11 protein-coding genes are annotated in these 13612 nt (G+C 64.6%); 6 read left to right on the forward strand and 5 right to left on the reverse strand.

The features are described from left to right. Positions 1-56: 56 nt before the first annotated feature. From M2341_RS05880 to M2341_RS05905, 6 genes are read left to right on the forward strand one after another with little or no spacing between them, the layout of a single operon-like run. Positions 57-1094: a hypothetical protein gene (locus M2341_RS05880; RefSeq protein ID WP_264584584.1), complete on the forward strand. Its 1038-nt coding sequence runs from the start codon at positions 57-59 to the stop codon at positions 1092-1094. Beyond that, a complete protein-coding gene (locus M2341_RS05885; protein WP_264584585.1) occupies positions 1091-2893 on the forward strand; it encodes an SMP-30/gluconolactonase/LRE family protein in 1803 nt (600 codons plus the stop codon). Before M2341_RS05880 ends, M2341_RS05885 begins: the two co-directional genes overlap by 4 nt. Then, the gene (locus M2341_RS05890) at positions 2890-3612 is read left to right on the forward strand and encodes a nuclear transport factor 2 family protein (RefSeq protein WP_264584586.1); all 723 of its coding nucleotides are present in this window, start codon (positions 2890-2892) and stop codon (positions 3610-3612) included. The genes M2341_RS05885 and M2341_RS05890 overlap by 4 nt, the downstream gene beginning before the upstream one ends. Further along, positions 3609-4406, forward strand: coding sequence for a nuclear transport factor 2 family protein (locus M2341_RS05895; protein ID WP_264584587.1), 798 nt, complete (start codon positions 3609-3611; stop codon positions 4404-4406). Before M2341_RS05890 ends, M2341_RS05895 begins: the two co-directional genes overlap by 4 nt. Continuing rightward, the gene (locus M2341_RS05900) at positions 4403-5209 is read left to right on the forward strand and encodes a nuclear transport factor 2 family protein (protein ID WP_264584588.1); all 807 of its coding nucleotides are present in this window, start codon (positions 4403-4405) and stop codon (positions 5207-5209) included. Before M2341_RS05895 ends, M2341_RS05900 begins: the two co-directional genes overlap by 4 nt. Before the next feature lie 5 nt (positions 5210-5214). Then, on the forward strand, positions 5215-7353 hold the full coding sequence (locus M2341_RS05905; RefSeq protein WP_264584589.1) for a PQQ-dependent dehydrogenase, methanol/ethanol family: 2139 nt from the start codon (positions 5215-5217) through the stop codon (positions 7351-7353). 83 nt (positions 7354-7436) lie between these two features. Here the strand turns inward: M2341_RS05905 and M2341_RS05910 are convergent, their stop codons facing one another. The 5 genes from M2341_RS05910 to hslU all read right to left on the reverse strand — a co-directional run bounded on the left by M2341_RS05910 (position 7437) and on the right by hslU (position 13574). Beyond that, entirely contained in the window at positions 7437-7748 is a 312-nt protein-coding gene (locus tag M2341_RS05910; RefSeq protein WP_264584590.1) for a hypothetical protein, read from the reverse strand. Between the two features lie 132 nt (positions 7749-7880). Further along, positions 7881-9983, reverse strand: coding sequence for a PQQ-dependent dehydrogenase, methanol/ethanol family (locus tag M2341_RS05915; RefSeq protein ID WP_264584591.1), 2103 nt, complete (start codon positions 9981-9983; stop codon positions 7881-7883). Between the two features lie 163 nt (positions 9984-10146). Continuing rightward, positions 10147-11292 carry a GGDEF domain-containing protein gene (locus M2341_RS05920; protein WP_264584592.1) on the reverse strand — a complete coding sequence of 382 codons (1146 nt, stop codon included), beginning with the start codon at positions 11290-11292 and terminating at the stop codon, positions 10147-10149. A gap of 175 nt (positions 11293-11467) precedes the next feature. Further along, a complete protein-coding gene (locus tag M2341_RS05925) occupies positions 11468-12244 on the reverse strand; it encodes an enoyl-CoA hydratase-related protein (RefSeq protein ID WP_264584593.1) in 777 nt (258 codons plus the stop codon). Positions 12245-12272: 28 nt separating this feature from the next. Next, positions 12273-13574 (reverse strand): ATP-dependent protease ATPase subunit HslU, encoded by a 1302-nt coding sequence (gene hslU / locus M2341_RS05930; RefSeq protein ID WP_264574747.1) that lies wholly within the window; start codon positions 13572-13574, stop codon positions 12273-12275. Positions 13575-13612 lie beyond the last annotated feature (38 nt).

Below are 13612 nucleotides of genomic sequence, written 5' to 3' on the forward strand. Positions count from 1 at the left end.
GTAACAAGCGATCAGTGCAGGCATCGCTGGGCGGAAGGCGACAGGAGGGGAAATTTGTGAGCAACAGGGTTCACCGCTGGCACACGCGGCTGATGGTCGCGGCAGGCGCCGGGCTTCTGGCAACGACGGCGACACCAGCCATGGCGCAGGCCTTTGGCGAGCGCAGTGCGGTCAATATTCCGACGTGCAACCGCGACTGTCTGATCGGCTATGCGCGCGATTACATGGCGGCGCTGGCGAAGAAGGACCCTTCGTCCCTCAAGCTCGCGGCGGACGTGCAGTTTACCGAGAACAATGTCGTCATCCCGATCGGCAAGGGTCTGTGGCGCTCGATCAGCAAGGTCGCGCCGACTGGCCTCGAAGCCGCCGATCCGCTCACCGGGCAGGTCGCCTGGTTCGGCGTCGTGTGGGAGCATGGCGAGCCGGCTTATTATGCGATGCGGATGCGCGTGCAGAATGACAAGATCGACCAGATCGAGACGGTCGTGCATCGCCGCACCGGCCTGCCGGCGCCCTTTGGCGATCCGGACAAGGTCGCGCATCACCCTGCCTTCAACGAGGTTCTGCCGCCCGATCAGCGCGTCTCGCGGGCGCGGCTGATTGCGGTGGCGCAGAGCTATTTCAACACCGTCGAGCGAAATGACGGAACGGTGTTCGCGCCCTTCACCGACGATTGCGGGCGGCTGGAGAACGGCATCAGCACCACCGCGCCGGGCAAGGGCGTTTCCGACGAGCCGGGCGCGAACGGCAATGCGGCCTCGCTGGCCTCGGGCTGCCTCGAACAGTTCAAGCTCGGCATCTACTACATCAACAAGCGCATCCGCGAGCGGCGCTTCCCGCTGGTCGACGAGGAGCGGGGCGTCGTCATTGCCTCCGGCTTCTTCGATCATGACAATGAGGTGGAACGCTACAAGCTGACCGACGGGCGCGAGATGAAGACCGCGCTCAAATGGCCGAACTCGATTACGCTGCTGGAAGCCTTCCGCGTAAGAGACGGCGCGATTCAGGAGATCGAGGCCGTGTTCACCTATGTGCCCTATTTCATGCACAATCCCTGGGCGACCGGCCGCGAGCATGGGGAGCAGGGCGAATGAGGCGCGCGTTTCTCACCGCAGCCGCGCTCTGCGCGCTCGTCACCGCGCCGGCCATGGCGCAGACCACGGCACAATCTTCTGCGCCTTGCGACTCCGCCTGCCTCAGCCAGCTCGCGGGCAGCTTTATGAGCGCGATGGCCAAGGCCGATCCGGTCGGCGTGGCATGGGCCGACCCGGTGCTCTACGCCGAGAACAGCGTGCCGGTGCGCATCGGCGAAAGCTCGTGGGTCACCATCAAGGCGGTCGATGATGCGCCGCTGGTGGTGACGGACAGCCAGACGGGCCGCGTGGTCTGGTTCGGTTCTGTCGAGGATCATGGCCAGCCCGGCTTCTACGCCATGGACATGGCGACGGAGGGCGGCAGGATTGCCGCCGTGCAATCCGTCATCCGGCGCAAGCAGGGGCGCCAGCCCTTCGGTGATCCGGTTACCTACGCGCCGGCCAAGAGCCTGACGAGCAGCCTCAGCCCGAAGGCACGTCTGCCGCGCGGTCAGATGAAGGCTTTGGTCGATGCTTATTTCTCCTCGGTCGCCGCGAATGGAGAAGGACCGGCGGTCAGCTTCGACAAGGGCTGCACGACCATCGAGAATGGCGTGCCGGTGACCGGTTTGCTGGCCGCCAAAAGTGCAAAGGATGCCGGCTGTGCGGCGCCTTTGACGCGCGGCCTGTTCGGCGAGGTCGAGGCGCTGCGCCATGAGGTCGTGGCCATCGACGAGGCACGCGGGCTGGTCGCCGCGATCGGCTATCGCGACCTTTCCGGGGCGCAGATGCAGTTCACCGGGCGGGACGGCCAGAGCTACCCGGCTGAGGCCCATTATGCGCGCACGGTTGGTTTTGTGAGCATCTTCAAGATCGCCAATGGCCGCATCGCGCGGATCGAGACGATCTCCAACGAAGTGCCCTATCTCATGCCCGCGCCGTTCGCCAAGCCGCTGCCGAAGGACATCATCGTCGCGGACAAGGGCGTGTTCCCCGAGAATGCCGACGTCGATTCCAAGGGCAATTTCTACATCAGCAGCTTCAAGGGCAATATCTACCGCGCTGTGCCGGGCAGCACGCAGGCCATCGCCTGGATCCGCCCGGACGAGAAGAACAAGCTGGCAGCGGTGCTGGGCGTGCTCGTCGACGAGCGGACCAACACGCTGTGGGCCTGCTCGGTGCCGATGGGGCAGGTGGGCGCGGTGTCCGCGCTCGTCGCCTTCGACCTCGCATCGGGCGATCTCAAGAAGCGCTACGAGATGCCTGCGCCGGCCAGCGCGTGTAATGACATCGCGCTCGCCAAGGATGGCACGGCTTATATCGCCGAGACCACCAATGGGCGCATCTTCACGCTTGCGCCGGGTGCAGAGGCGGTGTCGCTGCTGGTCGAGGATAAGGCCCTGCTTGGCGGTGTCGATGGCATCGCCTTCAGCGAGGATGGCACGCTCTACGTCAACAATGTCCGGCAGAACACGATGCTGCGGGTCAATCGGCGAGGGGATGGCAGCTTTGCCGGCCTGACGAAGCTCAATGTCTCGCAACCGCTCAACGGGCCGGACGGCCTGCGGCCCATCGGGGGCAACCGCTTCCTGCAGGCCGAAGGGCCGGCAGGGCGGATCAGCCTGCTCACCATCGAAGGAGATGATGTGACCGTGAAACTGCTCAAGGATGGCATGGACGGCGTGCCCGGAGTCACCCACTTCGATGGCTTTGCCTATGCGGTGGAGAGCAAGGGCCGTTTCCTCTTCGACCCCGCCCTCAAGGGGCAGGACCCGGGCGCCTTCGCCTTGCGGGCCGTGCCGATGGGAGAACTGCGATGAGGCGTGCGGCATCGCTGGGACTGGGGCTGGTGCTGTGCGGGCTGCTGATCGCGGCCGGGCCGGTGCAGGCGCAGATGCAGACGGGCATTGATCGCGAGATCGACACGCTCACCACGCGCGTCGAGAAACTGGAGGGCGCCCGCGCGGTGATGAAGCTGCAGCGCGCCTTTGGTTATTATCTCGACCGGGGCTTGTGGCAGGACGCCGCCGACCTGTTTGCGGACAAGGGCAGCATCGAGATCGGCGCCGATGGCGTCTACATCGGTAAGGACCGCATCCGCGATTATCTGAAGGCCCTGCATGGCGGGCAGGATGGGCTGATCTATGGCCAGCTCAATGAGTGGGTGACGCTCCAGCCGGTCGTGGATGTCGCGCCCGATGGCCGCAGCGCCAAGGCACGGTGGCGGGACCTCGGAATGCTCGGCCAGCACAAGCAGCATGCCGAGTGGCGCGACGGCATTTACGAGAATGAGTATGTGAAGGAAGACGGCGTGTGGAAGATCGCGCGGTTGCACCTCTACATCAATTTCGTGGCGCCTTATGAAAAGGGCTGGGCACGGCTCAAGCCCGGCGAGGGGCTGGTGCGCAGCGCGGCCAGCAAGGCCATGCCGCCGGATCGCCCATCGACCAGCCCGCGCGCCTTCCCGGATCGCACGCTTCCGCCATTCCACGCGCCCAATCCCGTGACCGGCCAGCCCGTGTCGGAGACCGTGCAATGAGCGCCCGCACCAGCATCATGGCCGCGCTGATCGCCGGCCTTGTCATCACGGCGCCTGCGCCGGCCGCGGCCCAGAGTGACGCGTCCCTGCGCGGCAAGGTCGCCGCCTATCAGAAGCGGGTACAAGCGCTGGAGGACCAGCTTGCCATCGAGAACCTCACCGCGACCTTCGGCTATTATTTCGACAAGGGCCTGTGGAACCAGGCGGCGGACCTGTTCACCGCCCGCGGGCAGTTTGAATATGGGCAGCGCGGGGTCTATATCGGCCCGGCGCGCATCCGGCAGGCGATGCTGCTCTTTGGGCCGCAGGGCCTGAGCGCGGGCAGCCTCAACAATCACATGATGCTGCAGCCCATCGTGGTGGTGGCGCCGGATGGCCGCACGGCGACGGGGCGCTGGCAGGGCATGGTGATGCTCGCCCGGCCCGGCGAGAACGGCCGTTGGGGCGTTGGCATCTACGAGAATAAATATGTGAAGGAAGGCGGGGTGTGGAAGTTCGACACGCTGCACTTCTACGTCACCGCAATGACCGATTATGATCTGGGTTTCGCCAAATATGCGATCCAGATGGACGGGCCGAGCGCGTTGTTCCCGCCGGACAAGCCGCCGACGGAGGTCTACCGCTCCTTCCCGAACGCTTATCTCCCGGCCTTCAGCTACGATCATCCGGTCACCGGCCAGTCGCTCAAGGCGCTGCCGATGGAGGGCGATGACATCGTTGGCCGCCCGGATCGCGGCATGGAGAGCGGCAAGCGCGAAGAGAGCAGCGCAGCAAAGGGAATGAGGCAACCATGATGAACCGGACCCGCATCGTCGCGGCCCTGATCGCCGCATCCGCCCTGCTTCCTGTGGCGCAGGCCTCGGCGCAAACCGCCCCCAAGACGACCGCCGAACGCCTCGCCGCGCTGGATGAGCGCATCACCCGACTGGAAGACCTCAACGCCATCGAGAAGCTGCAGCGCAGCTATGGCTATTTCGTCGACAAGAGTCAGTGGCATCCGCTGTCCGAGCTGTTCACCGAGGATGCCACGCTGGAGATTGGCGGCAAGGGCATCTTCCTCGGCAAGGCGCGGGTGCTCGAATATATGCAGAAGGCCTTCGGGCCGGACGGCACCAAGAAGGGTGCGCTCGCCAACCACATGCAGTTCCAGCCGATCCCGGACATTTCCGCAGACGGCAAGACCGGCTGGGTGCGGGCGCGCGCCTTCGTGATGAGCAATGGCGGCTGGGGCCTGCCGCTCTACGAGAATGAGTATCGCAAGGAGAATGGCGTCTGGAAGATCAGCCGCCTGACCGGTCCCTTCACCATGTACACGAGTTGGGAAGGCTGGGGCAAATGGGCGATGAACAACACCTGGCCGGACAAGTTCGATCCGCCGCCGGATCTGCCGCCCTCGGTCGTCTACCTGACCTATCCCGCTTATTACATCGTGCCGTTCCATTATCCCAATCCGGTCTCCGGCAAGGTGTTCACGCCGGATCGGGATGAAGTTGGCGCCTATCACCGCCCGCCGGGCACGAAGGCGCAGATGGATTCGCTCAAGGTCGGTCGCTGGGTCGATGGATCGCAGCCGATTGGCCAGCCGCCGAAGGACTGAACACGATGATGGCGATGTGGAGACGGCCCGTTGGTGCGGTCGGGATAGCTGTGCTGGTTCTGGGCGCGCTGATGGTTGCGTTCATGGCGCAGTTGCAGGCGAGCGGCCGGGCCGAGGTCGACAGCGCGCGGATGGCGGCGCAGGCGACCGACGGCACGGAGTGGCTGCATGACGGGCGTACTTACAGCGCCCAGCGCTACAGTCCGCTCGACCAGATCAACGCGCAGAATGTCAGCCAGCTCGGCATCGCCTGGTATGACGATCTCGATACCTTCCGGGGTGTCGAGGCCACGCCGCTTTATGCTGATGGCGTGCTCTACAACACGCTGCCGTGGAACATCACGATTGCCTATGATGCCCGCACCGGCAAGCGCCTGTGGACCTATGATCCGCAGGTGCAGCGCGAGTTCGGGCGCTATGCCTGCTGCGAGCCGGTGGCGCGGGGCCTCGCGCTGTGGAAGGGCAAGGTCATCATCGCGACGCTGGACGGGCGGGTGATTGCGCTCAATGCGGCGGACGGCAAGCCGGTCTGGTCGGTGCAGAGCACGCCGAAGGACATGCCCTATACCATCACCGGCGCACCGCGCGTGTTCGACGGCAAGGTGGTCGTCGGCAATAGCGGCGGCGACATGGGCATTCGCGGCTTCGTCGCGGCCTATGATGCCGACACGGGCAGGGAAGCCTGGAAATTCTACCTGACCCCGGGCGATCCGGCCAAGGGACCGGATGGCGCCGCGTCCGACAATGTCATGGAGATGATCCGCAAGACATGGTCCGGCGACTATTGGAAGCTGGGCGGCGGGGCCAATGCGTGGGACAGCATCGGCTATGATCCTGCGCTCAAGCTCGTCTATATCGGCACGGGCAACGGGTCGCCGCTCTCCTGGCATTATCGCAGCAACGGCAAGGGCGATAATCTGTTTATCTGCTCCATCGTCGCGGTGAATGTCGAGACCGGCAAATATGCCTGGCACTACCAGATGGTGCCCGAGGAGGACTGGGACTACACCTGCACGCAATCCATCGTCACTGCGGACCTGAAGATCGGCGGACGGGACCGCAAGGTGCTGATGCAGGCGCCCAAAAATGGCTATTTCTACGTACTGGACCGCGCGACGGGCGCGTTTATCTCGGCCGGTCAGATTGCGCCTGCGAACTGGACGCTCGGCATCGATCCCAAGACCGGCCGCCCCAAGATGAACCCGGATGCGCATTATGGCCAGGATCCGTTTCTGGTGAAGCCGGGGCCGGGCGGCGCGCATAACTGGTTCCCCATGGCCTATAGCCCGCGCACCAAGCTGGCTTACTTCCCGCTCTACGAATCCGGCATGGTGTTGGCGCTCGATCCTGATTTCCAGCCCAAGCCGTTCCGCTCCAACGCGGGCTGGGGCGGATATACCGGCGACGCGGCGAAGAAGCGTGGCGAGCTGATGAAAGAGGCCGTGGCCATGGACAAGGCCTATCTCCTGGCCTGGGATCCGGTGAAGCAAAAGGCGGCCTGGAAGATCCCGCTGCCCCGCCACGGCAATGGCGGCGTGATGGTTACGGGCAGCGACCTTGTTTTCGAGGGCACGACACGCCAGACCTTCGCGGCCTTCGATGCTCGCAACGGCAAGCTGCTCTGGGAAATGCCGGTGCAGAGCGCGCCGGTCGCCGGGCCGATCACCTACACGCTGGATGGCGTGCAATATGTCGCCGTCAACGCCGGCTGGGGCGGGGGCGCCGCCATGGTCGAGCGCGGGCAGGGCATCGAGATGCCACGCGCGCCGGCCCGGCTGATCGTGTTCAAGCTAGGCGGGACGGCGCAATTGCCAGCCCTTCAGCCGGCCGCGAAAGCGCCGGAGCCGCCGCCGCTCCGCGCCAGCGAGGCGCAGGTCGCACGCGGGGCGCAGCTCTTCGCCGAGACCTGCGCGGTGTGCCACGGTCAGCAGGCCATCGGCGGCGTCAAGGATCTGCGGATGATGACCCGCGAGACGCACGCGAAGTTCAACGACATCGTGCTCAAGGGCATTTATGCAGACAAGGGGATGGCGAGCTTTGCGGACCTCATCTCGGCCGAGGATGCCGAGGCGATCCATGGCTATCTGATCGCGCGGGCCAATGAGGATTGGGGCGGCGTGTCGGACGGGAAGGGGCCGCACTAAGCGCCCGGAACGCCCTCAGCCATAAACAGCAACGCCGGGGTTTTGCCCCGGCGTTTGCGTTTGTGCCGCTGTCGGAGAAGAGCTCAGCTCTCCTCTTCGGCCCCATCACCCTGCGAGCCGATGATGGTCGCAGCCACCAATATGCCGGCGACAGTCAGCACCGGATTGCGGACCGCAAAGCGTAGACCGTAGTTGATGAGCCGCGGCGTCACCGCTGCGACCACCATCTTGGCGAGCGTGCGGTTATCCTCATGCTTGATGGATTTTACGATCGGCTGCGCCAGGCGCACGCTGGTCTTGCCAAGCGCGCGGCCGGTCTTGGCCGCCTTGTCGGCAATCACCTGCGTCGTGCTTTTCTCATGCTCCACCACCACGGGCAGCTGACGCGGGTTCACGGCCTTGGTCCTCGCGCGGCGCGGGATTGCAGATTTCGGCTTATCGGTTTTCGCTTGTCTCGTCATGATCTCGTCCCACGCCTGTTGTCTCTCATGGTCTAACGTCGGCGCGGGGTGCCCGTTCCCGTGCCCTTACCAGTCTTCCTGAGCACGGGTGATGAGATAGCCGTGGATGTCTTCGGCCTGCGCCTTGGTCAGCACCCCGCTGAAATTGGGCATGCCCTTGTGGAGCAGGGTTCCGTTCAGCACAATGTCGAGAAAGCCGTCATGCGCGTCCTTGCTCATCCGCCGCAGATCCTTGATGCCGCCGACGGCATTGTCGCCATGGCAGCGGTTGCAGGTCTCGCCATAGAGAGCCGCACCACGCGCGGCGACCTCGGCAGGGATGCGCTGGCGGGGCAGATAGGCGGTCTCGTCCTGCGTTTTCATCGGCGGCAGTGTCACGCCCTTGGCGTCCAGCTTGAACACCAGCAGCTTGGCGGTGGCGAAGCGGAAGGGGCCATCTTTGGCGAGATTATAGACCGGCGAGCCGCCCCAGCCGACATTGAGCGCGATATATTGCTCGCCGTCGATCATATAGGTCATCGCGCCCGCGACGCCGGCCTGATCGACGTTCATCTCCCAGAGCTTCCGGCCATTGTCCGCCCGGTAGATGGCGACGGTCTTGTTGATGGTCGGCTGCACGAGGATGTTACCAGCCGTGGTCAGCACGCCGCCTGAGCCCGGATGCGGATAGGGCACGCGCCAGGCCTCGCTCTGCGTTACCGGGTTCCAGGCGAGCAGATAGCCTTTCTCGCTCGCCATGATCTCGTTCATCAGCTGCTTGCGCAGCTCCGGCTGGTTGGCATGATCGAAGCCGGTGTTGTTGCGCCCGCGCACATATTGGTACGCACCGTCCGGCTGGTTGGCGTAGATCGACCCCTGCTCCTGCGCCGAGAGATAGACCAGCCCGGTCTTGGGGCTGTAGCTCATCGGGTGCCAGGTGTGCGCGGCCATCCAGCTCGGGCTCATGATGTGCGGCGTGGTCGTGTTATGCGCGGTGGGCAGCACCACCGGGCGCCCCGTCTTCATGTCGACATGGCTGGCCCATGTGTTGACCGACACATAGCTCTTGGCCGAGATCAGCGCGCCAGTCGCGCGGTCCAGCACGTAGAAGAAGCCGTTTTTCGGCGCCTGCATGGCCACCTTGCGCAGCTTGCCGTCGATCTTGAGGTCGGCGAGCACGATGGGCTGGGTGCAGGTATAATCCCAGTCCTCCTCGGGCACCATCTGGTAGTGCCATTTATAGGCGCCCGTGGTCGCATCCACCGCCACCATGGAGCAGAGGAACAGATTGTCGCCCTTGCTGTCGCTGCGATGATGCCAGCTTTGCGGGCTGCCATTGCCGGTGCCGATGTAGACGAGGTTCAGTTCGGGATCGTAGGCGAAGCTGTCCCACGCATTGCCGCCGCCGCCAGTCTCCCAGAATTTGCCGTGCCAGGTCGGCGCGGCGATCTTCATCGCGCTGTCGGAGGCTTCGCCGTCCGGCCCGTTGGCGGGGTTGCCCGGGACGATGTAGAATTTCCACAGTCGCTTGCCGGTCTCGGCATCATAGGCGACCACGAAGCCCCGCGAGCCATAGTCCGCGCCGCCATTGCCGATGATCACCTTGCCGTCATAGACGCGCGGCGCGCCGGTGATCGAATATTGCTCCTTGCGATCGAAGGTCTGCGCGGACCAGAGCTCGGCCCCGGTCTTGCGATCGATGGCGATCAAACGCCCATCGAGCGCGCCGATAATGATCTTGTCGCCCCAGGCGGCAAGGCCGCGCGAGGAGGGGCCGCAGCAGGCGAGGCCTGCCCATTCCTTGCCGACCTTGGGGTCGTACACCCACAATTTCTCGCCGGTCTTGGCATTATAGGCCGTGACGACGTTGAAGATATTTTCGTTGTAGAGCACGCCGTCGATCACCAGCGGCGTCGCCTGCACGCCGCGATAGGTATCGAGATCGTCGAACCAGGCGAGGCCGAGGCGATGGGCGTTGCTGTCATTGATCTGGTCGAGCGGGCTGTAGCGCTGTTCGTCCCAGGTCCGGCTGTAGGATGCCCATTGGCCGGGCTGATCGTCGGCCTTCACCATCTGCGCGTGGCCGATGCCGGCTTCCGTCGCTACCGAAGTGGTGGAGGTCGTCATCTGGCAAGCGCTGGCGCCCAGCAGCGCCGTTGCGGCCAGAAAAGCAAGCCCGTGCGTCTTCATATCCTCTCCCGACGTTCGGCCGCCTGCGCGCGATGAGCAGGTGGGGCCGCGCCTTCAGGCTATGCCGCACAAGGCGCGTAAATCCAACGCCGCTGGCTTGACCCGCGCGTCACACTTGTTGACCCATGTGGCTACCGGGTGCGGATGGAGAGAGACGTGCCGATCAGGCGACGCGACGGGTGATTGTCTCGACGGCCTCATATTGGGAAATCTCGCCCCCCTGCTTGCTGGTGTAGAGCGCCTTGTCGGCAAGGGCGAGCAGGTCTTCGAGCGCTTCGTCCCGGCCGCGCGACACCACGAAGCCGTGGCCGGTCGAGATCCTGAGGGTTAGCGCGCCGATGCTGAACGGCTGGGTGATCGCCTCCCGGATGCGGGCGGCGAGTTGGGCGGCGTCGTCGGCGTTCACGATGTCATATTGGATGACCGCAAATTCGTCCCCGCCGAGCCGCGCGACGATGTCGATGTCTCTTATCGTCCGGGCGATGCGCTTGCCGGCAGCGGCGAGCAGGGCGTCGCCGACCGGGTGGCCATGGCGATCGTTAACTGGCTTGAAGTCGTTGAGGTCGAGATAATGGACCGCGACCAGCTTGTTCTCCGCCCCGGAGGCGACCACCTGCTCCCACCACTCGCGCAGCGCGATGCGGTTGGGGAGGGCGGTCAGCGCATCCTTGCGGGCGAGGTGCGAGAAGGCGATGCGCAGCGCAATGTCGTCCGCCGAGCGGTTCTGCTTGCCGCGCAGGCTCTGGATGCCGCTGAGCAGGATCGCCGCCATCACGGCGCCGCTGAGCTTATAGAGAAAGTCGGGTTGCAGCAGCATCGCGGCGATCACCGGCCCGAGCGCCAAGATCATGCTCGGCACGGCGATCCACATCCGCGATCCCATGCCGACAGCGACGCCGGCGCAATAGCTCAGAGACAGGGCCGCAGCCACCATATGGGTGTCCGCGGAGGGGAGCTGGAGCAGGCGAAAGCCGAAGAGGCCAAGCACAAGGGAAAAGCAGAGATAGGGAATCGCAAAGAGCCGCTCGAGATATCTCGCCTGTTCGATCGTCACCCCTTCGGCATGGATGATTGGTGCGATCAGATGCGCCGACACGAGGCGGGCAACGGACGCAACTGCGCCCAGGATGAGGAGGACGAGCAGGATGCTGTCCCCGGTGCGGTTCAGGATCACCAGCCCCGCAGACAAAAAGCTGATCGTCATGACCAGCGCCGGCGCGAAGGCATGAAAGAGGCCGCGAATCAGATCGATTTCAACTGCTTCGGGGTGATGACGCAGGGGGCTGCCTCGGCCTTTGATGTTACCCACCGTCACATCTCACATCTTATTTCGGTCAATCACGGAGGGCTCGTCTCCTCAAGCCGCGCCGCTCGCCGTGAGCACTTCATCTAGAGGGTGAAATGTCTCCAAATCTTTAAAGTTGTTATTATTTCCGGCGACCCGTTGTGCCGCGCCTCATCGGCACAGAGCACTGTAGCAGTGCTTAACGCCCGGTCCATTCCGGCCGGCGCTTTTCCACAAAGGCTGCCATGCCCTCCGCCTTGTCTTCGGTGGATGCGAGAAGCTGGAAGATGCGCCGCTCGCTGACCAGACCCTGGGTGAGTGTGGTTTCGAACGCGAGGTTGACCAGCTCCTTGTTGGCCATGACGGCCAACGGCGGCATGGCGGCGACCGCCTCGGCCGCCTTCAGCGCTTCGTCCAGCAAGTCATCGGCCGGCACGATGCGCGCGACAAGGCCAGCCCGCTCGGCTTCCTCTGCATCCATGCGGCGACCGGTGAGGCACAGGTCCATCGCCTTGGCTTTGCCGACCGCGCGGGTCAGGCGCTGGGACCCGCCCATGCCGGGCGCGACGCCCAAAGTGATTTCCGGCTGGCCGAACTTCGCCGTGTCCGCTGCTATGATGAAGTCCGCCATCATCGCCAGTTCGCACCCGCCGCCGAGCGCGAAGCCGGCGACCGCCGCGATCCACGGCTTGCGCGTGGCAGCGATGCGGCTGCTCCACTGCGCGAACATCTCCGCGCGGTACATGTCCGCTCCGGTCTTGTCGGCCATCTCTTTGATGTCCGCGCCGGCGGCGAAGGCTTTCTCGCTGCCGGTGAGGACGAGGCAGCGCTGCGCGTCGTCCGCATCGTAGCACTCGAACACCGCGATCAGATCGGCCAGCACCTGGCTGTTGAGGGCGTTGAGCGCCTGGGGGCGATTGAGCGTGACCAGTGTGACGGCACCGCGCTGCTCGACCAGCACTGTCTCATAGCTCATGCGCAATCGCTCCCTTAACGCCTCCGAGTCAGAGGATATATTTGCTCAGGTCCGTGTTCTTGGCGATACCTGAAAGCTGGCGTTCCACATAGCCGGCATCGATGGTGATCGTCTCGCCCGCGCGGGTGTCCGCCTCGAAGCTCACATCCTCCAGCAATTTCTCCATCACCGTCTGGAGCCGGCGCGCCCCGATATTCTCGACCTGCTCGTTCACGTCGGCGGCGATCTTCGCGATCGCGCGGATACCGTCCGGCGCGAGCTGGATGGTTACGCCTTCCGTCGCCAGAAGCGCGGCATATTGCTCGGGCAGCGAGGCCTTGGTGTCGGAAAGGATCGCGACGAAATCCTCCTCAGTGAGGCCCTTCAATTCCACGCGGATCGGCAGGCGGCCCTGCAGTTCCGGCAGCAAGTCGCTCGGCTTGGCGACATGGAAGGCGCCCGAGGCGATGAACAGGATATGGTCGGTCTTGAGCGGGCCATATTTGGTGGCGACCGTCGTGCCCTCGATCAGCGGCAGCAGATCGCGCTGCACGCCCTCGCGGCTCACCGATCCGCCGCGCACATCGCTCACCGCGATCTTGTCGATCTCATCGAGGAAGACGATGCCGTTCTGCTCGGCCGAGGCGATGGCGACGCGGGCGACATCATCCTGATCGAGCCGCTTGTCCTGCTCTTCCTCGACCAGCTTGTCCCAGGCATCGGCAACCCGCATCTTGCGACGCTTCTTCTGCTGCTGGCCGAGCGCCTTGGACATCATGTCCGACAGGTTGATCATGCCGATATTGCCACCCATGCCGGGGATTTCCATCGGCGCGGCCGGGGCATCGGTCACCTCGACCTCCACCTCGACATCGTTCATCTGGTCGCTCTCGATCCGCTGGCGGAAGGAGAGGCGCGTGGCCTCGCTGGCTTCCTTGCCGGTGAGGGCATCGAGCAGCCGGCCCATGGCCGCCTCGCTGGCCGCGTCGCGCACAGCCTCGCGCCGGCGCTCGCGCTCCAGGCGCACCGCTTCCTCAACCAGATCGCGCACGATCTGCTCCACGTCGCGGCCGACATAGCCGACCTCGGTAAACTTGGTCGCTTCCACCTTGATGAACGGCGCATCGGCCAGCTTGGCGAGGCGCCGGCTGATCTCGGTCTTGCCGCAGCCCGTGGGGCCGATCATCAGGATGTTCTTGGGCGTCACCTCGTCGCGTAGCTCGGGCGAGAGCTTCTGCCGCCGCCAGCGGTTGCGCAGAGCGACCGCGACAGCGCGCTTGGCCTCGGCCTGGCCGATGATGTGCGCATCCAGCGCGGTGACGATGGCTTTGGGGGTGAGATTGTCGTTCATAAGGGTGCTTTGAAATCCGTTCGTGTCGAGCGAAGTCG

This window comes from Sphingobium sp. B7D2B, from assembly GCF_025961895.1.
Classification (GTDB): Bacteria; Pseudomonadota; Alphaproteobacteria; order Sphingomonadales; family Sphingomonadaceae; genus Sphingobium.